The 19,036-nt window shown below is 45.3% G+C and carries 18 protein-coding genes, 1 pseudogene and 1 riboswitch; of the genes and pseudogenes, 13 read left to right on the top strand and 6 right to left on the bottom strand.

Annotated elements, in window-relative coordinates:
* Nucleotides 1-92 precede the first annotated feature (92 nt).
* The 4 genes from C6Y45_RS12500 to C6Y45_RS12485 all read left to right on the top strand — a co-directional run bounded on the left by C6Y45_RS12500 (nt 93) and on the right by C6Y45_RS12485 (nt 3,452).
* Nucleotides 93-935, top strand: a complete 843-nt coding sequence (locus tag C6Y45_RS12500) for a sulfurtransferase (protein WP_107585564.1) — start codon at nt 93-95, stop codon at nt 933-935.
* Between the two features lie 35 nt (nt 936-970).
* Nucleotides 971-2,473, top strand: coding sequence for an amidase family protein (locus tag C6Y45_RS12495; RefSeq protein ID WP_107585563.1), 1,503 nt, complete (start codon nt 971-973; stop codon nt 2,471-2,473).
* A gap of 81 nt (nt 2,474-2,554) precedes the next feature.
* Nucleotides 2,555-2,905 carry a DUF2200 domain-containing protein gene (locus C6Y45_RS12490; protein ID WP_107585562.1) on the top strand — a complete coding sequence of 117 codons (351 nt, stop codon included), beginning with the start codon at nt 2,555-2,557 and terminating at the stop codon, nt 2,903-2,905.
* Between the two features lie 139 nt (nt 2,906-3,044).
* Nucleotides 3,045-3,452, top strand: a complete 408-nt coding sequence (locus C6Y45_RS12485; protein ID WP_107585561.1) for a VOC family protein — start codon at nt 3,045-3,047, stop codon at nt 3,450-3,452.
* Nucleotides 3,453-3,600: 148 nt separating this feature from the next.
* Here C6Y45_RS12485 and C6Y45_RS12480 read toward each other — a convergent pair whose 3' ends face one another.
* Nucleotides 3,601-4,146 (bottom strand): DUF6155 family protein, encoded by a 546-nt coding sequence (locus C6Y45_RS12480; RefSeq protein WP_107585587.1) that lies wholly within the window; start codon nt 4,144-4,146, stop codon nt 3,601-3,603.
* A gap of 297 nt (nt 4,147-4,443) precedes the next feature.
* Between C6Y45_RS12480 and C6Y45_RS17610 the strand changes: the two genes are divergently transcribed.
* The 3 genes from C6Y45_RS17610 to C6Y45_RS12470 all read left to right on the top strand — a co-directional run bounded on the left by C6Y45_RS17610 (nt 4,444) and on the right by C6Y45_RS12470 (nt 6,281).
* On the top strand, nt 4,444-4,650 hold the full coding sequence (locus tag C6Y45_RS17610) for a hypothetical protein (RefSeq protein WP_160058357.1): 207 nt from the start codon (nt 4,444-4,446) through the stop codon (nt 4,648-4,650).
* A 27-nt stretch (nt 4,651-4,677) separates the two neighbouring features.
* Entirely contained in the window at nt 4,678-5,499 is an 822-nt protein-coding gene (locus C6Y45_RS12475) for a hypothetical protein (RefSeq protein ID WP_107585560.1), read from the top strand.
* 92 nt (nt 5,500-5,591) lie between these two features.
* A complete protein-coding gene (locus C6Y45_RS12470; protein WP_107585559.1) occupies nt 5,592-6,281 on the top strand; it encodes a DUF1361 domain-containing protein in 690 nt (229 codons plus the stop codon).
* 181 nt (nt 6,282-6,462) lie between these two features.
* Here the strand turns inward: C6Y45_RS12470 and C6Y45_RS12465 are convergent, their stop codons facing one another.
* Entirely contained in the window at nt 6,463-7,068 is a 606-nt protein-coding gene (locus C6Y45_RS12465) for a TetR/AcrR family transcriptional regulator (protein WP_107585558.1), read from the bottom strand.
* A gap of 80 nt (nt 7,069-7,148) precedes the next feature.
* Here C6Y45_RS12465 and C6Y45_RS12460 point away from each other — a divergent pair, with 80 nt between their 5' ends.
* Both C6Y45_RS12460 and C6Y45_RS12455 read left to right on the top strand, forming a co-directional pair.
* Nucleotides 7,149-7,631, top strand: a complete 483-nt coding sequence (locus C6Y45_RS12460) for a small multi-drug export protein (RefSeq protein ID WP_107585557.1) — start codon at nt 7,149-7,151, stop codon at nt 7,629-7,631.
* Between the two features lie 241 nt (nt 7,632-7,872).
* Complete coding sequence (locus C6Y45_RS12455; protein WP_107585556.1) at nt 7,873-8,343, top strand: DinB family protein; 471 nt, start codon at nt 7,873-7,875, stop codon at nt 8,341-8,343.
* 6 nt (nt 8,344-8,349) lie between these two features.
* On the opposite strand, the gene C6Y45_RS12450 is transcribed toward C6Y45_RS12455, so the two are convergent.
* From C6Y45_RS12450 to C6Y45_RS17965, 3 genes and pseudogenes are all read right to left on the bottom strand, one after another.
* Complete coding sequence (locus C6Y45_RS12450) at nt 8,350-9,099, bottom strand: potassium channel family protein (RefSeq protein WP_107585555.1); 750 nt, start codon at nt 9,097-9,099, stop codon at nt 8,350-8,352.
* A gap of 532 nt (nt 9,100-9,631) precedes the next feature.
* Nucleotides 9,632-10,627, bottom strand: coding sequence for a DoxX family membrane protein (locus C6Y45_RS12440; protein WP_107585553.1), 996 nt, complete (start codon nt 10,625-10,627; stop codon nt 9,632-9,634).
* 246 nt (nt 10,628-10,873) lie between these two features.
* Nucleotides 10,874-11,038 (bottom strand): annotated as a pseudogene (locus C6Y45_RS17965) (IS5/IS1182 family transposase); the annotation flags it as partial.
* A gap of 228 nt (nt 11,039-11,266) precedes the next feature.
* A riboswitch (M-box (ykoK) riboswitch) is annotated at nt 11,267-11,432 on the top strand.
* A 228-nt stretch (nt 11,433-11,660) separates the two neighbouring features.
* Between C6Y45_RS17965 and mgtE the strand changes: the two are divergent.
* The 3 genes from mgtE to C6Y45_RS12415 all read left to right on the top strand — a co-directional run bounded on the left by mgtE (nt 11,661) and on the right by C6Y45_RS12415 (nt 15,919).
* Entirely contained in the window at nt 11,661-13,022 is a 1,362-nt protein-coding gene (gene mgtE / locus C6Y45_RS12430) for a magnesium transporter (RefSeq protein ID WP_107585552.1), read from the top strand.
* A gap of 155 nt (nt 13,023-13,177) precedes the next feature.
* Nucleotides 13,178-13,384 carry a hypothetical protein gene (locus tag C6Y45_RS17605; protein WP_160058353.1) on the top strand — a complete coding sequence of 69 codons (207 nt, stop codon included), beginning with the start codon at nt 13,178-13,180 and terminating at the stop codon, nt 13,382-13,384.
* A gap of 666 nt (nt 13,385-14,050) precedes the next feature.
* A complete protein-coding gene (locus tag C6Y45_RS12415) occupies nt 14,051-15,919 on the top strand; it encodes a putative bifunctional diguanylate cyclase/phosphodiesterase (RefSeq protein ID WP_107585549.1) in 1,869 nt (622 codons plus the stop codon).
* 333 nt (nt 15,920-16,252) lie between these two features.
* Here C6Y45_RS12415 and C6Y45_RS12410 read toward each other — a convergent pair whose 3' ends face one another.
* The gene (locus C6Y45_RS12410; protein WP_107585548.1) at nt 16,253-17,329 is read right to left on the bottom strand and encodes an Ltp family lipoprotein; all 1,077 of its coding nucleotides are present in this window, start codon (nt 17,327-17,329) and stop codon (nt 16,253-16,255) included.
* Between the two features lie 620 nt (nt 17,330-17,949).
* On the opposite strand from C6Y45_RS12410, the gene C6Y45_RS12405 reads away from it, so the two are divergent.
* Nucleotides 17,950-19,026 carry an alpha/beta hydrolase gene (locus C6Y45_RS12405; RefSeq protein WP_107585547.1) on the top strand — a complete coding sequence of 359 codons (1,077 nt, stop codon included), beginning with the start codon at nt 17,950-17,952 and terminating at the stop codon, nt 19,024-19,026.
* The last annotated feature ends 10 nt before the right edge of the window (nt 19,027-19,036 follow it).

Raw genomic sequence — 19,036 nt, 5'->3', positions numbered from 1 at the left:
AAAGGATTGAAAGCGCATACAGAAAAATTTCAATTGTGTTTTTCAGTGCGAATAAATGGTATATACTGTAAGTTAGCATAAAAAAGGAGCGGATGTTGTTGCGTTCACATATTGTCGATATGCAGTGGGTAAAAGAAAACCTCGATCATGAAAAACTGGTAATAGCGGACTGCCGGTTTCATTTAACCGAACCGGAAAAAGGATACGAAGAATATAAGCAGGAGCACATTCCGGGAGCGGTCTACTTTCATTTGGAAAACGATCTCTCGGCTCCCACAGGAAAACACGGCGGTAGACACCCGCTTCCGGATGCGGAACAGTTTTCTTCTGTTATCGGAAAGGCAGGGATTCAGCATGACAGCATCGTCGTTGCCTATGACGATCAGTCCGGCGGCATGGCGTCTCATCTTTGGTGGCTTTTGAAATACTACGGCCACGACGAGGTGTATGTGATGAGAGAAGGCTTTTCCCACTGGAAAGCTGCAGGCTATCCGGTGGATAACGAAATGCCCGTTTTGAAAGAAACGAGCTACACAGCAGAGCCGGCCAGCGGCATGCTTGCCTCGATGGAAGACGTGCGGAAGGCGCTGCACGATCCGGAAGTCCGTCTCATCGATTCCCGGGCGGAAGAGCGGTTTTTCGGTATTTCCGAACCGTTCGACCCGGTCGCCGGCCACATTCCGAGTGCGGAGCAGGAAGACTGGCTGAATCGCTCCGACGAAAAAGGACGCCTGAAGGATAAAGGTGCATGGCAAAAAGAAATGCAGCCGTATGCCGGCGGAGAGGAAGAAATCATCGTCTACTGCGGATCGGGCGTAACCGCCTGTGTCAACGTCCTGGCACTCGCTGAAACCGGAAGAAAAGCAAAGCTGTACGCCGGCAGCTGGAGCGACTGGATCAGCTATGAGGACAACCCGGTCAGCCGGAAAAAGTAACAGCCGCTCGAAAAAACACAAAGGGGGGAACAGCATTGAAGGATTTCCCGTACGAAACATATGACGCGACAGATCTTGCCCAGCTCATCCGTTCGAAAGAAGTAACGAAAAAAGAAGTTCTTTTCGAAGCAATTGCACGCATCGAAGGGTTTAATCCAACGTTGAACGCCGTCGTCGATAAATTTTATGAAAAAGCCGTTGATACTTCGGAATCGTCTCTCGGTGAAGGACCGTTTGCCGGGGTGCCGATGCTTTTAAAGAGCATCACCCAGGAAGCGGCGGGCGAAAAAATGACCGAAGGATCAAGAGCGCTCGAGCATTACCGCGCGGAGCAGGACGCGACGTATACGAAGCTTTTGAAGCAGGCAGGGCTTAACATGATCGGTTTTACCAACGTACCGGAATTTGCCCTGCTCGGCGTCACCGAGCCGACGCTGTACGGGCCTGCAAGAAATCCGTGGGACATCACCGTAACTCCCGGAGGTTCAAGCGGCGGATCGGCTGCGGCCGTTGCTTCCGGGATGGTACCGGTTGCCGGAGCGAATGACGGAGGCGGATCCATCCGTATTCCTGCTGGCTACTGCGGACTGTTCGGCCTGAAGCCGACGCGCGGAAGAACGCCGTCCGGACCGGAGAGAGGGCGTGTCTGGCAGGGGGCTTCCTCCGAGCATGTGCTGACAAAAACCGTCCGGGACAGTGCGGCTTGTCTCGATATCCTGAATGTGGAGGAAAAAACGAGGGCTTTCCATGCCCCTCCTTTTAACGGGCGCTACGTGGATCAGCTGGAAAAACCACTGACCAAGCCGCTGAAAATCGCTTTTTCCACCGCTTCGCCGATCGGGACACCAGTTGATTCCGCGTGTCGTCAGGCAGTGCTTCATACCGCCAAATGGCTCGAGGAAGAAGGGCACCACGTGGAAGAAATGCCGGCACCCGTTGACGGCCAGAGCATTGCCCAGAGCTATATGACGCTTTATTTCGGAGAAGCCGCCGCCAAAATCAAAGAACTGGAAATCCGCCACGGCAAAAAAACTGCTCCGGCGGAAGTGGAACCTGTCACCCGCCTGCTCGGTATGCTCGGAAAAGCAATTTCTGCCGAAGAATTCGTGTGGAGAATGCGGACCTGGGACGAAGCGGCGATTCGGATGGAAGCATTCCACGAAACGTACGACCTGTATATGACCCCGGTAAACGCCATGCTTCAGGCAGAAATCGGAGAACTGGACTTAACGAAAAAAGAAGAGCTGCTTATTCAGCTCGTTTCCAAGCTCGACGCTGGAAAAACACTGCTGAAATCCGGTATGACCGACCAGCTGATCCAGCAGAGCCTCGAGCGGACACCGTTTACGCAGCTCGCCAATTTAACCGGCCAGCCGGCAATGAGTGTCCCGCTGTACGAAACCGCCGGGAACCTCCCGGTAGGCGTTCAGTTCATGGGAGCACGAGGCAGGGAAGATCTGCTTTTCCAGATGGCCGCTTCACTCGAACAGTCCGATTTGTGGATCGACGTCCATAACAATCCATTTATGCGTCTGTAAAGAATGTCTTAAAAGTGGAGAAGGGGGAGACCTACTCTCCCTTTCTTTTCGTAAAATTTTAAAAAGAAGCGGGGGAGAAGAATGGCCGGACATAAACTTTATACGATGAGCTTCGCCAAAGTGTATCCTCTTTACATTCATAAAGCCGAAAGAAAAGGGCGGACAAAAGAGGAAGTCGACGAAATCATTTTCTGGCATACAGGCTACAGCCGGGAAGAACTGGAAAAACAGCTTCAACAGGAAAACGACTTTGAAACGTTTTTCGCGGAAGCACCTGCACTGAATCCTTCGCGCCGGCTGATTAAAGGGGTTGTCTGCGGGGTACGCGTGGAAAACATCGAAGAGCCGCTCATGCAGGAAATCCGTTACCTCGATAAAATGATCGACGAACTGGCAAAAGGCAAAGCAATGGAAAAGATTTTGAGGAAATAAAACGGATGTATATTATGTGTACCCGGAAGAAAAATTCATCCGGTGAAGACTGATGGAAGAGAATCATTAAAGCGGAAATAATGAAATATAAAAGATCACTGGAGAAGAAAAGAACCTCAAATAAATGTACAGGGGGTGTATGATGGACTTTAATGATTTTACAGCAGCGCAAGTCAGAATAGCCAGGCCGACAGACAAATTCGAAGAAGTAATTGATTTTTACGGCAGGGGATTAGGACTTAAACAAATTGATCAATTCACAGGAAACAGTGGGTACGAGGGAGTGATCTTTGGTCTGCCGGACGCTGACTATCACTTGGAATTTACCCGGCATGAAGAAGGAAGTCCCTGTCCTGCACCGACAAAAGACAACCTGTTAGTGTTTTACATAAAGAATAAAGCGGCAATAATGCGTGTCTCCAGGCGGCTGGAAAAAATGGGGTATATAGAAGTTGAGCCGGAAAATGACTATTGGAAGGAGCAGGGTATCACGATAGAAGACCCTGACGGCTGGCGGATTGTGTTAATGAACAGGGAGTATGAATAACTCATCTCGTTTGGGAATGTCCCATAAGGATGGAGCACGGACCTAACTCTGTCAGATAAATCCCGTTTTAACAGGGTTTAAGAACTTCGGTCCGGCTCCACCAGTGCTTTTCGGACTGTCTCTATGAACCTTTGGAGACAGCCTCATATTACTCTTCTACCTCCTCAAATCCCCCGTTAAAATAAATATCTCCGATCACATCATGGTAGCCCCAGCCAACTCCTTGGGAATTCCAAAGAACCATATACAGCCGGTCTTTAAAATGCTCCGCCAACGCTTCATTTTTGCTGCACTCAGTCACGACCCTGTCGTAGACCGTTTCCATACTGTAATAAAACTTTTCGTCCATATCCCCATACGCAACGGTAAATTCTGTGCCGAGTTCTACATAGTAAAGCATTAAATCCAGCCAGCCTGTTTCATCTCCGGTCATCTTTTTATAGCTGGATATAGCGGATTTTGCTTCCCGCAGTTTCATTTTTGGGTGGCCCCGCTCCGGAAAAAACTGGTCTTCAATAATCTTTTGCGTCTGTTCAAATTGACCTCTGACAGCTTCTTCCCCAAAATATTTATTGGAGAGAAACTGCTTCGTATCTTTATTTAATTTGTACAGCTCAACGACAAGCTGCATCAATTCTTTATTATCCAGCTGCTTCAGTTCCTTCTTTAATTCATTGATTTTGATAGTAGTCATTAAAACATCCTCCTTCATTTTCTTCGGCAGTAAAACTTTCGGCATGAAAGTAAAAAATCCCTCCTGCGTGACAGAATGAAAGTAGAATAGTTAAAAAGGAGCTGACTCGAAAAAAGAGTCAGTTTTTTTAGTGGATGTGGGAAAAGATTAATTATGAGCTTCTGCTGATTAATTCCTCGCTGTAACAGGCTTATAATGATTAATAACGATTTATAATGATTAATAACTGTCTTAATGACAATAAGACCAGCTATGTTGATTAAACCATCCGCTATAATGATTAATCCGTCCCCTATAATGATTAAACGCCCGCCTGCCAACGGAAAGACAGTTTCAGCTAAAAACAGTTCTTCCCCAAAAACGACCGATAATCCCAAATCTGCCAAAAGAAATTTCAAATATAGTTCTATTTATGTTTATGTCATGGAAAAAACGTGTGATATTATAACAAAGGAAAATACTCAGATTTCAAACACCGCTGGTGGAAAGACCGGCAATACATAAACACGTCTATAAAAAGGGAGAATGAAAATGAAAAAAACGAAAATGGGATTGCTGATCCCGATTTTTCTCCTGGCAGCCTGTCAGGAAGACGCGCCGGAGCAGAAATGGGAAGAAAGTACAGAAGCAGAAGAAATAGAGGAGGTGCGCCAGCCGGCAGAGGAGGATTGGGAAAGCGGCGAATTTATGGACAAAACGTTCGACTACGAAGCGGCCTTCGCCCAGAATGACTATGCCGGAAAAACAGATGGCGATGAGCTGTATCAATTTGAAGAAGGGGAGGAGGACACCACCATCCTCCTCACAGCACCTCATACGACAGCCTATATCCGGGACAGCGATCAGGAAACCCAGCCGGCTGCCATTTACACCGGGGCGCTCATTCAGCTGCTTCAGGATTATACCGGGGCCCACATCCTCTACACAGTGAAAAAAGACGCCGACCCTTCGTTTTATGCGGGCTCGCCGTTTAAGCAGGAAATGGAAAGGATCGTTGAAGACCACGAAATCGACGTTGTCATTGATCTGCTCGGTGCTGGAGCTTCACATAACTTTGCGATAGATATAGGAACCGACGACGGGACGTACATAGAAGATACGTATCCAGCGGACTTGAACGCCTTTGCTGAGCAGGAGAATTTAGGACCGGTCGTTTTAAACAATACGTTTTCGGCTTCAAGCGAACAGACGATTGCCGCTTTCTCCCACCGGGAACTGGGCCTGGCCTCGATGCAGCTTCAGATTCAGTCCAGCTTTCGAAACCCTCGGGAAAATGAAGAAGCTTTTTATGATATGACCGTCGTGCTGAGTGAATTTATTCATCATCTGGACAGAACGTACGGACAGCAATAAAATGCTTGAGTCACAGGAAGTATAATAACTCTCGCTTTCATTCTTCAATTAAAGTAAGGTTAGTATACAAATGCTGATCTGGAGGGACTTGTATGAATCTCGGCTATTTTATGGCACTGCTTCTTGGAGCTACTTTTTTTATTAATGTCTGGATGGTGTTATTCAACCGAACGGATTTCGACCCGCTTTTCTGGAACCTGCTCCTTGCCTGGATTCCTCTTGGTTTTGCCTGTGCGGCTCACTGGGTGCTTTCCACTTCCCGAACGATGCACGGACGTGGGATTATCGCCCTTATTCTCGCAGCCGGCTGGCTGTTTTTTTACCCGAATACCGTATATATTCTGACCGATTTTCTCCATTTGTCAGACCTGAATTTTCATCATTCTGAACCGGAAGAAACAGGCGGTGATGCCACGCTGTACGCGATGGATGGCCGGGCATGGAACTCGTTTTTCACTATTGCTTTCAGTGCAGGGATCGGACTCGCCATTAGCGTAATCAGCCTCTATCTTATGCACGGGCATGTCCAGAAGCGCTTCCATACTATAAGCGGCTGGCTGTTTGTAGCAGTCGTTCAGGCTCTCTGCGGCATCGGCGTGTACCTCGGCCGTTTTATCCGATTTAACACGTGGGACATTTTAAGGGAACCGTTCACGATTCTTGCTGTAACGATCAACAGTATCGACCGGTTTATGATTTATTTTACCGGAGGTTTTACTTTGATCGGATTGTTTTCCTATTTGTTTTTCTACACTGCGACCCGAATGACGAAATCAAAATAAAATCTGTAAGAACCGCTGCATAGAAATTATCTGCTTCAACCTTTTATGAAAGTCCCGTTTATAAGCAGATAGAGGGAAATCATGGTTTCTGTTTGGACCAGCAGAATTTATTTTCATTAAAAAGCCGTGGTTTTCCAGTCCGGCAAGCGTCTTCCAGGAGACGGAGGGGGACTGCGGCCTTTTACGCGTTCAGACGGCAGAGTTTCTCCAGGTACCCGCGGATTTCTTTCTCCACTGTCTTATCATCGTAAAGAGACCGGTAAATCACAGACTCAAAGACGAGTCCGTGAAGAAACACGATGAGTGAATTTGTCTGCTCAGGTAGAGAATCAGCATCGGAAATGTACCCTTCTTCGTTAAGCATCGCTAAAATGCTTTCGGCATACTCCACGTTTATTTCCCGCAATTTATCTTTTTTCTCCGTATAATCAGCATTCATAACTGCCATCATGGAAAACTTCACCCATATGTCATTTTCCATTCTTTCTTCCTCCGTACTTGCATGGACGACCTGTTTCATGCGCTGGACAGCGTTTTCATAGCTGTTTTCCCCTTCCAGGGAAGCTCTTTTCATCCTCGTCCTGTATTTATCGAGCATGACATCCATCGCATACATATAAATATCTTTCTGCTTTGGGAAAAAGTGCTGCACAGAGCTCAGGGACAGCCCGGCTTCTCTGGCAATTTCCCGCAGCGTCGTTTTTTCGAATCCGTGCTCGTAAATGACGCGGCAGGCCGCGTCAAAAATGTGCATTTTCGGCTCAGCAGGATCAATTTTTTTCGGCATAAAAGCTCCTCCTTGTGTTTTTCGGCAGAATAGATTAAGATTTTATTAGGTCAACTGACTCAAAAAAGGAGTGGTGCTGTATGGAAAACGTTTTTCTTCAATATGTAATGATCTTTTTAGTAAGTACCGTTCCTTTTTTTGAAGTGTTTATCACGATACCGACAGCTATTATCGTTTTCAACCTTTCTCCCGTACTTTCCCTTGTTACCGCTTTTCTCGGAAATTGTTTCAGCGTTCTTCTTTTCATTTATTTTGGAGGGGGAATAAGGAAACTTTATCATACATTCAGCAGGAAATATCAAAAAAAAGAGCGGCCGGCAGAAGGCATGTCTCCACGAATGAAAAAAACGTTCGACCGGTTCGGCGTCATCGGCGTCTGCTTTTTCTCCTCCATCCTAGTAAGCAGCCAGATAGGGGCAACGACGATGGCGTCAGTTGGAGCGTCGAAAAGAAAAGTTTTTCTATGGACAAATCTTGGCGTTCTTTCACTTGCAGTGGTCATGGCGATTTCCTCAGTAGTCGCGACTGAATTTGTCATTCGGCTTGTCGATGTCGAAGGATGAAAAAGGCAAAATGTTAACACGGAGGTTATAAGAAAAGGAGGCTGTATGAACACCCTCGCAGGTTCACATTGTGACAAAATAGGGGGGAGTAAAAAGCTCGATCATAGAATTCTTTTTAATCCGTAAGAACAAAAGATAAAAATAGGAGCTCATACGCCGGACAGAACTACTCCGCAGGAAACGCCGGCATCCAGGTTATTTTAGAAGGAAAAATCAATTATTTGGAACTGAGGGGAACAGAATGAATAAGTATAAGCAAGAAATTTTAGATCACCAAATAAACGCAATGGAATTTGTGAAATCATTGAGTTTTCTCAGTGAAGATCAATGGAGAACGCCTATTCAAGAAGGAAAGTGGACCATTGCAGAGATCATTGGCCATTTTAAACCTTGGGATGAGTTTGTGATTAAACATCGTTTACCTTATTTGTTCTCAGCTGAAGAGCTTCCCAAAGGGCCTGACGCTCAAAAAATAAACTTGGAATCAGCGGCATCCAGCAGGGAAGAAAGCATGCGGGATACATTAAATAAATTTATCTTAATGAGAAAAGAATTCTATGAGGAGATTTTGTACCTCCCGGATGAACTATGGGAGAGAGAGTTTTATATTGGTTCATCCAAACTTTCATTGTATGAATATTTAAAGGGACTGGCAGACCACGACTGCCACCATTTTGAGCAGATTAAAAATACCCAACCTTTCTTAAAGTAACAATCCTTAATCGATTCCGTGGTGCGGCCTGTCCGTAGAATCCCGCTCCGCTTCGGCCTGCTCCTCCTTTAACGACTGCAGCATGTAAAGCAGCCGGTCGTAGTCGTGCGGGGTGAGCGTTTCGTAGTGGCTGAGCTGGCTGCGCAGAAATTCGACCGTATCGTTTTCGATGCGGTTTTCTTTTTTCTGCAGAAAATAAGTAGCAATCGAGCTTGTCACCATCCCGATAAGACCGATACCGAATATCATCAGCACAAGAGCAATCGTACGGCCTGTCGCGGTGACCGGGGCAATGTCTCCGTAACCAACGGTCGTCGCCGTAACAATTGCCCACCAAACACCGTCCATAAATGTATCTACATCTGCTTCCAAATAGGTAATCGGGATCGCCGACAGGAAGATAAGAATACCGACAGCAGCGAGCGTTTTGATCAGTCCGTTCGTCTGCAGAATCGAATAAATCGGCGTCCTCTTCAGCAGCAGGGCGATCCGTATCAGCCGGAACAGCCGCACGAGCCGGGCAAATTGAAAGATGGAATCCAGCGGAATCGCCGCAATAAAATCAAACGGGTTGCGCTTAACAAAATCTATTTTATCCCGGGCCATAAAAAAACGGACGAGTACATCCGTCAACAGCACGATCCAGACGAGGTGATCGAGTAACACTAAATTGAATTCGTAAAACACGGTGGAAGCCGACCATAAAATAAGCAGTATAAGCATAATTTCATAGACGATTTTCAGCTTCTGCTTCATAATTTATCCCCCCAGACATCTGTAAAAAGTATACAACAAAGCCAGCCGCATGGCGCGGGTATATTTCCATCAGACCGGGGAAGAGGTGGGGGATGAAGAAAAAGCTTCCGGTTCTCCGGAAGCTTTTTCTGCTTTTTTACGCCAGCTGTTTTCATAATTACGAACAGCATCACAATGAGAAGCGGAATAGCGACCAGAAGAAAAAGAGAAAGGTGCCAGTTAACAATCAGCGCCATGACTAAGGAACCCGCGACCAACAGATGTGCGCGGAGTATAACACTTCCCCCATGTCACAACTACTCCCATATCTTCCATCATAATACCGTTATCAATAATGCGGGCAATTAACAGCGGCTGTAACAGCTCCACAAAGAGCTCTACAATAGTAAGACGCCAGATTATATTTGCGTAAGTAATTCCAGATTAATTGCATAATTTCCCTCTGCCTTTCACGTTCTTCCGCCGGAGGTGAAATGAGGCCATCTCCAGCGGAATTTACATTATAAGTTAGTTCATGATATTATCGTGCTCCTTATGATGCGAGACGGTAGTAGACGAGCAGAATAAATGACAGGGCAAAGATGAAATTAAAGGAAATGAAAATCGTCTGCTGCCATGTCCGTTCGTGAAACTGCACCGGAGGCTTATGGAAAGACACTCCTTCTATGATGAAAGTAAGCAGGATAACGTGAATTGGGAAATGCCCAATCAGCTCGATCCAGCCGAACAGCAGCGCTGTGCTGAAAAAGATCAACGTAAGAACAAGCGCAAGCATGCGGTTCAGCAGCCCGACAATAAGCAGATAGCCGATGATAAATTCCACATAACCAAGCATCATCGCAAACGTACCCGGAGCAAAGCCGAACGTAAATATGTCGTGATTAATTAAAACGTTTGCCGACATGTTCGGATACACCCATTTCTCCACTGCAACCCAGCAAAGGGAAAAACCTGTCGTTAAATATAAAAAAGGAAAGGTCCAGATGTTCATTCTGGTCCGGTAAAAGAAAAACATAAAAATAATTCCTAAGTAAAATACATAGTCGAGCATATGCAGCCAGCTGTGTTCAAATACCGATACTCCAAACAGGATAAGCAGCAGCGCTGCTCCGGCTCTTACTGTGATCCGCATAGGAATAGAAAGCAGCAAGATAACAATCCATACAGCCCACAGCCAGATCCCCTGCAGCTCCAGCAGTTCCGGCGCAAACAGCGATCCTTCAAAAATTTGAATCAGGAGCGTGGCAACTGTTCCGTACTGCAAAATAAAAAATGTATACGGACGAAACCTCGCCACCCTGCTTTCCCATTTAATAGACGGCTTATGTGCATGCAGTTTTTTCATGGCTAAAGGCAGGAAAGAAAGCAGTGCAGCAGAAAGAAAAGCAAACGTTACAAACAAAGGACTGATAATTGTATCAATCGGAGCACGCTCCGCTTCTGTTTCCGTAAACCACTTTACGTGCGCCAAACCACTTGCAGGCAAAAGAAATAAAAATAGGAAGATTATCGTAAACAGCCGTTTCATTACCCAGCCCCCCAAGAAATTAAGTGTCAGTTTAGCTTATTTTCCTTCCATGCTGTTAAACGAAACCTAAAGCTTTCCTTCTTTTGAAAATATCTGCTGGTTGAGCCAATTTCATCATTCATTTTTTCGGAAATACAAACTTTCTGAAAAATGGTTTCTACCTAAAAATTTTTATGGGTACGTGCCTGTTGGATTACTTTTAAACGTATTTGTCGACTTTTTTTCAAATGTTCATACGATGCAAAACTAAGAAACAGCTACCACGCTTGGCGATCGTTGCTGGGCAAGCCGCAGACTGGCTAATTTCATTCCATTGTAGACCAGCGTGACGAAATCAAAATGAACCTTTACTCGTTTTCCTGTCCGGTAACAGACGATGTCCAACTGGCATTAATCTTTCAGATAGTATTGAGCATTTTCTATGTAAAGCCGGCAGAAGAGTTCTTTTTGGAAAACGCATCGTGAAAAATAAAACAGGTGATAAGAAAAGATGGTCAGTAAGCGTGAAGCCCCCATGCTGCAGAAAGAAAGTACGCCTTAACATGTTGATTTACGAAAGAACTAAAATATTGCCCGCAGTAAACTTTTTTGTTGACACAGAAATTGTACAGCTGTTACGCTTTTAAAAAGAAAATCAGCTGAATACCTCGTTAGGTGAGGCTCCTGTGCAGGAGATACGCTGCTGCCCAAAAACGTCCAAAGACGCCAATGGGTCAACAGAAACTATCGACATAAGGTAGTTTTTAACGCAGCTGGATTCGTCCTATGCCGCACAGTGCTAAAGCTCTACGATTAGAGGATCGTGCCGGGTTTATCCCGACGCCTGCTATGTGTGCATACAATAAGGCACCCTCTATTTGTGGAGGGTGCTTTTTTTTTGATGGACAGCTGATAAAATTGTTCTGCGAAAGGAGTGAGAGGTGTGGATCCCGATTCATGTCATTATACACAAAGTAAAAAAATAAAACTGCAGAGAAACGGGTCCGCTTCCCTCACTTACGGTAAGCGTCCCGTTTAATAAGGAGGCTTATCTATGGTAAAACTTACAAACTACTCCCGGGAAGAGTATAAGCAGTATCTTATCTCCAAAATTGATGACCAGGATACGACGAGCGTCTATGATACGCTGATGGATCTTCATCCGACCGACCGGGCTGAAATTTACAAAGAACTAAACAAGGAGCAGCGGGAATTTGTTCACAAGCTGCTCGTCCCGAAAGAACTGGGGGAAGTATTTGAACAGCTCGAAACAGAAGAGCAGGAGCAGCTGCTCGAAGAAGTGGACGAGCAGTATGCGGCAACGATGTTCGATGATATGTACGCAGACGATGCGGCAGACTTTCTGGCGGAAATGAACGATGAAAAAGCCCGGGATATTTTAAGCTCCATGGAAGACGAAGAAGCGGAGGAAGTCCGGGAGCTCATGGCTTACGACGAAGAAACCGCCGGTGCCTTAATGACAAAAGAGTTTATCGCCCTGCACGCAAAAGATACTGTCAGCAGCGTACTCGAGCGGCTGCGGAAAGAAGCGCCGGATGCAGAAACAATTTATTATCTTTATGTCGTTGATGATAATAATAAACTTGCAGGGGTCGTTTCCCTGAGAGACCTGATCACAGCGGATCCTGCCGATTACGTGGAAAAGCCGATGAGCACACGGGTGGTCTCGGTGGAAGCTGAGGAGGATCAGGAAGATGTGGCACGCCTCATCAAAAAATACGACTTCCTCGCCGTCCCGGTCGTAACGAAGCAGAATACCCTCGTTGGTATTATCACCGTCGACGATATTCTCGATGTCGTCGAAGAAGAAACGGAAGAGGACTTCGGAGAAATTTCTGCAACAAGAGGGTCCCTGGACGCTAAAATTTCTTCTTTCGGAGCTGCCAAAAAACGTGCCCCGTGGATTATTATGCTCATGTTCTTAGGTCTCGTGACAGCAAACGTCATCGATCAGTTTGAAGAAACACTGGAAGCAGTCGTGATTTTAGCTGCTTTTATACCGCTCATTATGGACTCCGCTGGTAACACAGGCACTCAGGCGCTCGCCGTTGTCGTACGCCGGCTGGCAATTGGTGACGTGGAAAAAGGGCAGATCGGCAAAATGGTCAGACGGGAATTTGGTACAGGTGTTTATCTCGGCATCTTCTGCGCGATTACCATTATGATTCTTATTCCACTGCTTTACGGCAACTTCGTGTTAGCCGGCGTAGTTGGCGCTTCCATTTTCATTACACTGAGCGTAGCTACGATCGTTGGAGCTGTCATTCCTCTTATCATCAACAAGCTGAAAATAGACCCAGCTGTCGCATCCGGTCCGTTTATTACGACGTTGAACGATGTGATCGGTCTGATGGTATACTTTACTATCGCCACGTCTCTTCTTCAGTATTTGTAAAAATAATACGTAAATTAAAGAGGTTTTTCGAGCCTCCCAGAGCTGGAAAAGGCGGTGGGATATCGCCGCTTCTTCTCAGGACTACACGTATCAAAAAACCGCCTTCAAAGTTTGAAGGCGGTTTTTTCAGGCTGTTTATAAAGAGTTTTTTATACATGCCTATGCAATTTCCTGCTTTCGCCTCCACAGGACGCTTTCCGGGCGGGCCGGCTTCAGCTAATTTCTTCCTCTCCATGCTCGGAAGAAATGGATCTTCCGCTCGTCCTTCATCGCCCTGGAGTCGCCTGCTGCGGCTCCAGCAGGAAAATAAAAAGAAGTTTCCTCTTTTAAAAAACGTGTTGATTCCGTCTTTTCTTTCATAAAGGAGATGCTTTTTCCTCCGGAACGTCCGGCGGGGACGCCGGTGGGATAGAGCGAAGTCGGAAGATCCTTTTCCATGGCCGCAGGTCTGGAAAATAGCTGACGGCGAGCCCCACGGCAGGCTCGGGGAGTGCAGGAGAAAGCTGTACGTTCAGAAGAATAATTATTCTTAAATCAAGACTTAATCAACACTCTGAAAAATCAGCTTTGTTTAAAGCTCCGCATTGTTTTGAAGGTTGCCTGCCTCTCTGTCCGGGCATCGGTTTTACTGAAGAAAGAACCGTGCTCATGTAAAAACAGAACTTTTCTTTTTCTATGAAGAATAAACGCAGCGGAAAGCGTCCCCATAGAAACGAAAGCGCCTGGTTAAAGAAGCGAAACCTAATTATTAAGTTCAACATATATAGCCTGGAAATTAGAAAATCCCCTCTTTCAATAAGCTGTGTTATTAAGCCCTGTCGACAGGTAAAGACCACTTCACTTTATTCCAGACGTTAATGAACCCTTTAAATACAGGTTAAAATAAACTATCCAAACCGTAAAACGAAAGTAGTTATAATCGCTCTTTCAATATGATGAAAAATATGTAAAATATGAATTAATCTTTATATATTATCGAGCAGCCAGTACTGGAAAATTTGAATTAGCTGACGATGGAGGGATGAACATTGAAATACATAGGAAGAATAGGTGTCTGCCTCGTCAGTATTATTATAACCCTTATCTGGATTATGTATCGCCAGGTGGCGGGAACATTAGTCGTGACGTACGAGGAAATCATTATTTTCACTCTCCTGCTTCAGCCATTTTTATGGTGGCTCGGGAAACAATACGACAAATCAAAAGATACGGCGAAAAGACAGGAACTGCAACAGAAAGAAGTGGAAAGCCTGTTTAACAACAGCGGAACTTTTCTATGGACAATAGATGAGAACGAAAAAAAAGTCATCGTTTCCAAAGGAATTGAAGATACTTTCGGCTTTTCAGCGGAAGAGTTTGAGCAGAATTTTGATCTGTGGATTTCAAGAACCTGCCCGGAAGACGAAGGAAAAGTCCAGGAACATTACGACAGACTTTTGTCAGGAGGCCCTTCAAAATGTGAGTGGCGGGTTTTTCGAAAAGATGGAGAAATCCGCTGGCTGGAGGTTTTCGGAAACCCGATTTTCGATAATTCCGGACATGTCATAAAATTAAACGGTGTAGCTTATGATGTAACCGAGCGGAAGAAGATGGAAGAAAAACTTGAGAATTTCGCCTATTACGACAGCCTGACAGGACTTCCTAACCGCAGATATTTTAAGCAGGCTGCCAGAAAAGCTATTGAACGCTGTGAAGGAAATTCCAAAAAATCAGCGATCATGTTTATCGACCTGGACAGATTTAAATTCATAAACGATACGATGGGTCACGACGTTGGAGACGAACTTTTGAAGAAAGTCAGTCACAGAATAAGCCGGAGTGTCCGCGACTTGGATGTAGTTGCCCGTCACGGTGGAGATGAATTTATTATTTTATTTGAAGATATAGAGGAGGCTGGAGCAATAGATATTGCCACACGGATTCTCGATCAGTTCAATTCACCTTTTCTGCTGGAAGGGGGGAAGTTTTTTACAACACCGAGTATAGGGATCAGTATGTATCCAAAAGACGGGAAAGATACAGCGGCGCTTATTAAACATGCTGATAATGCGATGTATATAGCGAAAGAACGCGGCAAAAATAACTTCCAGTTTTACATTTATGAAGATAAAGATATTTTCGACAGAAAAGTAAAAATAGAACGCGGATTAAACGACGCGCTGATTAACGGGGAACTGGAGCTTCATTACCAGCCAAAAGTGTATTTACCCTCTGGAAAACCTTACGGGGTGGAGGCGCTGATTCGTTGGAAACACCCGGAGTTGGGAATGATCCCTCCGATAGAATTTATTTCTATTGCAGAAAAAACAGGCTTTATTAAAAAAATAGGAGACTGGGTCATTCAGGAAGCCTGTGCACAGGCGAAATCGTGGAAGAATTCCGGACTTAACGTAAAAATGGCTGTGAACGTTTCAAGCGTCCAGTTTGAAGATGATTTTTTCGTCGAAAAAATAAGGCAGGCTTTAACAGACAGCGGATTACCTCCCGAACATTTAGGGCTGGAAATTACGGAAAGCGTTATGCACGATCTGGAACGGACGACTGCGACGCTTCACGAACTTAAAAGACTCGGTGTCAAAGTGTCCGTGGACGATTTCGGCACGGGATATTCTTCATTGAATGTTCTCAGCAGTCTGCCGATTGATTTAGTAAAAATCGATCAATCGTTTATCCGTGAAGTATTAACGGATCCCAACAAAGCTTCATTAGTAAAATCGATGATTACCATGGTGGAAGATTTGGAGTTCGACTTAATTGCCGAGGGCATCGAAAATGAACTGCAGGTGAATTTTTTGACGAAAAATGGCTGTTACCTCGGGCAGGGGTATTTGTACAGTCCGCCACTGCCGGCTGAGGAAGTTGAGAAAATATTAAAGCAGCAGTTAACGACGGTGTGAAAGGGTGGGAACAGAAGCAACGGATGACTATTTAAATAAAAAAACATCCAGAGAAGATACCTGCAGGCTGCGGGTAAGCCATTCAGATCCTTGTGATATTTAAAGCGGGGCAGGCTTATTTTACCGAAAAGGGTCCGCTTCAAAAATTAAGGAGCCGGCATAAATAAACAGGATTCCCTGTTTTCCTGCTGTGCGGCGTGGGATAGGAAGAAATCACAATTGGAACCAGCACAATTTCCTGTGCAATTAATAAAAAAAACAGCTCCCGGTCTGAATCTTTCTACAAAGGTTCAGACGAGGGGGCTGTTTTTTATCGATAACACGGAGCAGTTGTTAAAGCCCCACGGCATCAGCGGCATGGCTCGCATCAGCGTTACTGAAACCTTCGAATTCCAGCTGCTGGATCAGACCACTTCTTGAAAAAGAAGAATAATCAAGGTAGTCTTCCGCCATTTTTACAGCCTGTGCCTGCCAGTCGACAGTGATGTTTTCAACTGCATACGTGGCATGATCATTATTGAAGCCTTCAAATTCCAGCTGTCCGATTAATCCGCTTTTCGAAAAGGCCGAGTAGTTCAAATAATCTTCTGCCATTGTTACGGCCTGCTCCTGCCAGTCGACATCAATATTTTCCACCGCATACGTGGCATCGTTATTATTGAAGCCTTCAAACTCCAGCTGCCCGATTAACCCACTTTTGGAAAAAGCAGTGTAGTTCAAATAATCTTCTGCCATGCTTACAGCCTGCTGCTGGGATCCGCTTGCCGAATTATCCGCTTCCTCACGTGCGGCCTCTTCTTCGGCTTCACGTTCCGCTTCCTCACGAGCAGCCTCTTCTTCGGCTTCACGCTCTGCTTCCTCACGTGCGGCCTCTTCTTCAGCTTCGCGCTCCGCTTCTTCACGAGCGGCTTCTTCTTCGGCTTCGCGCTCCGCTTCTTCACGAGCAGCTTCTTCTTCGGCTTCGCGCTCCGCTTCTTCACGAGCAGCTTCTTCTTCGGCTTCGCGTTCTGCTTCCTCGCGTGCAGCCTCTTCTTCGGCTTCACGTTCTGCTTCTTCACGAGCGGCTTCTTCTTCCGCTTCGCGTTCTGCTTCTTCACGAGCAGCTTCTTCTTCCGCTTTACGCTCTGCTTCTTCGCGGATGGTCTCTTCTTCGCTATCCTCATCCACTTTTTCTCCGGCTTCCACTTCTTGAGAAAGATTCTCTTCGTCCAGTGCACTTTCTTCCGGTGGATCCAGGGTTACTCCTGCTAAAATGAAAAACAATACAACAGCGGATCCGAAATATTTAGCAGCCTGTTTTCTGTTTCTTCCACCTTCCGGGAGCCATCTTAATACGAGACCCGGTTTAATCATGCCTGCCAAAAGTGCCAGGCTGGAAAAAAGAAATAACAATACAAACAAATTTCCCATTTCCACACCTCCTTTGTTCGTTTTATAGGTTTGTTTATATTTATTATTACATAATTTAGGGGGCAGCGCGATAGATCTTTAGTAATAAGACGCTGTGTCACGGGCGTATTACTCTTCATATTCAACGATAGTGCAGATAACGAAGACCGTTTCTTTCGAAGAACAGGTGATTTTCTGAAGGACGTTAATAAAAGTACGCATAAATCCTTATAAATCATGGCAGAAACCTTCGTCTTCGATCAAAGAAATGCAGAAAAAAGTGAAAGTTAATTTTATCTTTTGAAGTAAATTTATCCACTTGTTAAAATCCTCCTCATTTATATATGAATAATTAACTAATTTTCCCTTCCTGCGTTTAACTTGTGAAAGGAGGTGGAATCTTAATTAACAGTTACTATAGATAAAGGTCCGATACGCTGCAGGTGAAATTCGCTGCCATTAGTTATAAAGTGATGTTCTTACACAGGCTTTTTGGAGATTAAGTTCTTTGAAGAGGACATTCCTGTGCTCACCCTTTTTTGAAAGCCTGCAGAGCCCGAGAGATGCCCGGACAAATCTAAGAACAGCCCTTTAGCTGGAGAACACCTGCCCGGATGTTTTGATCAGGAGGATAGTGCGTCATGAATTATACACATGAGGAGCTTACAGAAAGATTAAAAGCAAAAATAATGCATTCGAAAAAAGGAAAATTAAACATTATTAATAAGGAAATTCCTTTTCAGGAAGGGAACGGTGGTCTGGATCCGAGAGTAAGAAAATTTCTTGCAGAAGAGGCCGACCCGAAAACAAGACGTCCGCTCGAAATGGACGACCTGGAAACCACCCGGAACAGAACGGAAGTAAGGAGTAAAGATTTAAGCAGCGGGATCCGTTTGGAAACCACAAATATCATTTTACCAGACCGCAAAATCCCACTCGGGGTTTATAATCGCACGAATGAAAAAAAGCCGGTGCTCGTTTATCTGCACGGCGGAGGTTTTTTTGAGCGGGATGTAGATGTCATGAAAAATATGTGCAAGCTTTTGGCCCAGGAAGCCGGGGCGGTAGTCATCGGTGTGGAGTATCGTCTTGCACCGGAACACCCTTATCAGGATGGCCTCGATGACTGTTTCGAAACTGTGCGTTATCTGTATAACAATCCCGAAAAATTCAATGTGGACACCGATAGAATTGGTATTGTTGGAGACAGTGTCGGTGGCAATCTTGCACTCGGTGTGCATCAATTAAGCAGGAAAAAGCCGTGGGAGATAAGCTATATAGGTTTACTCTGTCCATTGGTTGATTTATCTGACGTATCGAGGGAAACCTGGAATATAAAGCATTACGACACGGCAAAAGATTATGAGTTAATTCGCCAGGAGCTTATAACGATGAGAGAATCTCTTATTTTTATTCAGACGCTGTATCTTAATAATCTGGAGGACGTATTGCTGCCGCTCGTCTCTCCTTTGCTGCGTAGAGATAAAACAGGTCTTCCTCCTATTACGCTCATTACAGCAGAATTTGATTTTCTGCGTATTCAGGGAGAAGAGTTTTCTAACCAGCTGCTGGAGGCAGGAGTCCCGGTGCGTCATTTTGAATACAAAGGAATGGATCATGCGTTTGTCCGAAAGCTCGGTTACTATCCACAGGCAGCAGATGCGATAAAAGAATTATCCAAACATTTTTCACTGGTACTGCGCAGACAAAACAGTTAAAAAAAGAAGC

The organism is Alkalicoccus saliphilus (assembly GCF_003044065.1).
Classification (GTDB): Bacteria; Bacillota; Bacilli; order Bacillales; family Salisediminibacteriaceae; genus Alkalicoccus; species Alkalicoccus saliphilus.
This window is presented reverse-complemented; position numbering and strand designations above follow the sequence as displayed.

Excerpts from the sequence above, each read along its gene's own strand:
- C6Y45_RS12480 (WP_107585587.1), bottom strand. The coding sequence starts at position 4,146 with ATGACTACTATCAAAATCAATGAATTAAAGAAGGAACTGAAGCAGCTG.
- C6Y45_RS12470 (WP_107585559.1), top strand. The coding sequence starts at position 5,592 with ATGAATCTCGGCTATTTTATGGCACTGCTTCTTGGAGCTACTTTTTTT.
- C6Y45_RS12475 (WP_107585560.1), top strand. The coding sequence starts at position 4,678 with ATGAAAAAAACGAAAATGGGATTGCTGATCCCGATTTTTCTCCTGGCA.
- C6Y45_RS12500 (WP_107585564.1), top strand. The coding sequence starts at position 93 with ATGTTGTTGCGTTCACATATTGTCGATATGCAGTGGGTAAAAGAAAAC.
- C6Y45_RS12490 (WP_107585562.1), top strand. The coding sequence starts at position 2,555 with ATGGCCGGACATAAACTTTATACGATGAGCTTCGCCAAAGTGTATCCT.
- C6Y45_RS12465 (WP_107585558.1), bottom strand. The coding sequence starts at position 7,068 with ATGCCGAAAAAAATTGATCCTGCTGAGCCGAAAATGCACATTTTTGAC.
- C6Y45_RS12440 (WP_107585553.1), bottom strand. The coding sequence starts at position 10,627 with ATGAAACGGCTGTTTACGATAATCTTCCTATTTTTATTTCTTTTGCCT.
- C6Y45_RS12460 (WP_107585557.1), top strand. The coding sequence starts at position 7,149 with ATGGAAAACGTTTTTCTTCAATATGTAATGATCTTTTTAGTAAGTACC.
- C6Y45_RS12450 (WP_107585555.1), bottom strand. The coding sequence starts at position 9,099 with ATGAAGCAGAAGCTGAAAATCGTCTATGAAATTATGCTTATACTGCTT.
- C6Y45_RS17605 (WP_160058353.1), top strand. The coding sequence starts at position 13,178 with ATGCCTATGCAATTTCCTGCTTTCGCCTCCACAGGACGCTTTCCGGGC.
- C6Y45_RS12485 (WP_107585561.1), top strand. The coding sequence starts at position 3,045 with ATGATGGACTTTAATGATTTTACAGCAGCGCAAGTCAGAATAGCCAGG.
- C6Y45_RS12405 (WP_107585547.1), top strand. The coding sequence starts at position 17,950 with ATGAATTATACACATGAGGAGCTTACAGAAAGATTAAAAGCAAAAATA.
- mgtE (WP_107585552.1), top strand. The coding sequence starts at position 11,661 with ATGGTAAAACTTACAAACTACTCCCGGGAAGAGTATAAGCAGTATCTT.
- C6Y45_RS17610 (WP_160058357.1), top strand. The coding sequence starts at position 4,444 with ATGATTAAACGCCCGCCTGCCAACGGAAAGACAGTTTCAGCTAAAAAC.
- C6Y45_RS12455 (WP_107585556.1), top strand. The coding sequence starts at position 7,873 with ATGAATAAGTATAAGCAAGAAATTTTAGATCACCAAATAAACGCAATG.
- C6Y45_RS12410 (WP_107585548.1), bottom strand. The coding sequence starts at position 17,329 with ATGGGAAATTTGTTTGTATTGTTATTTCTTTTTTCCAGCCTGGCACTT.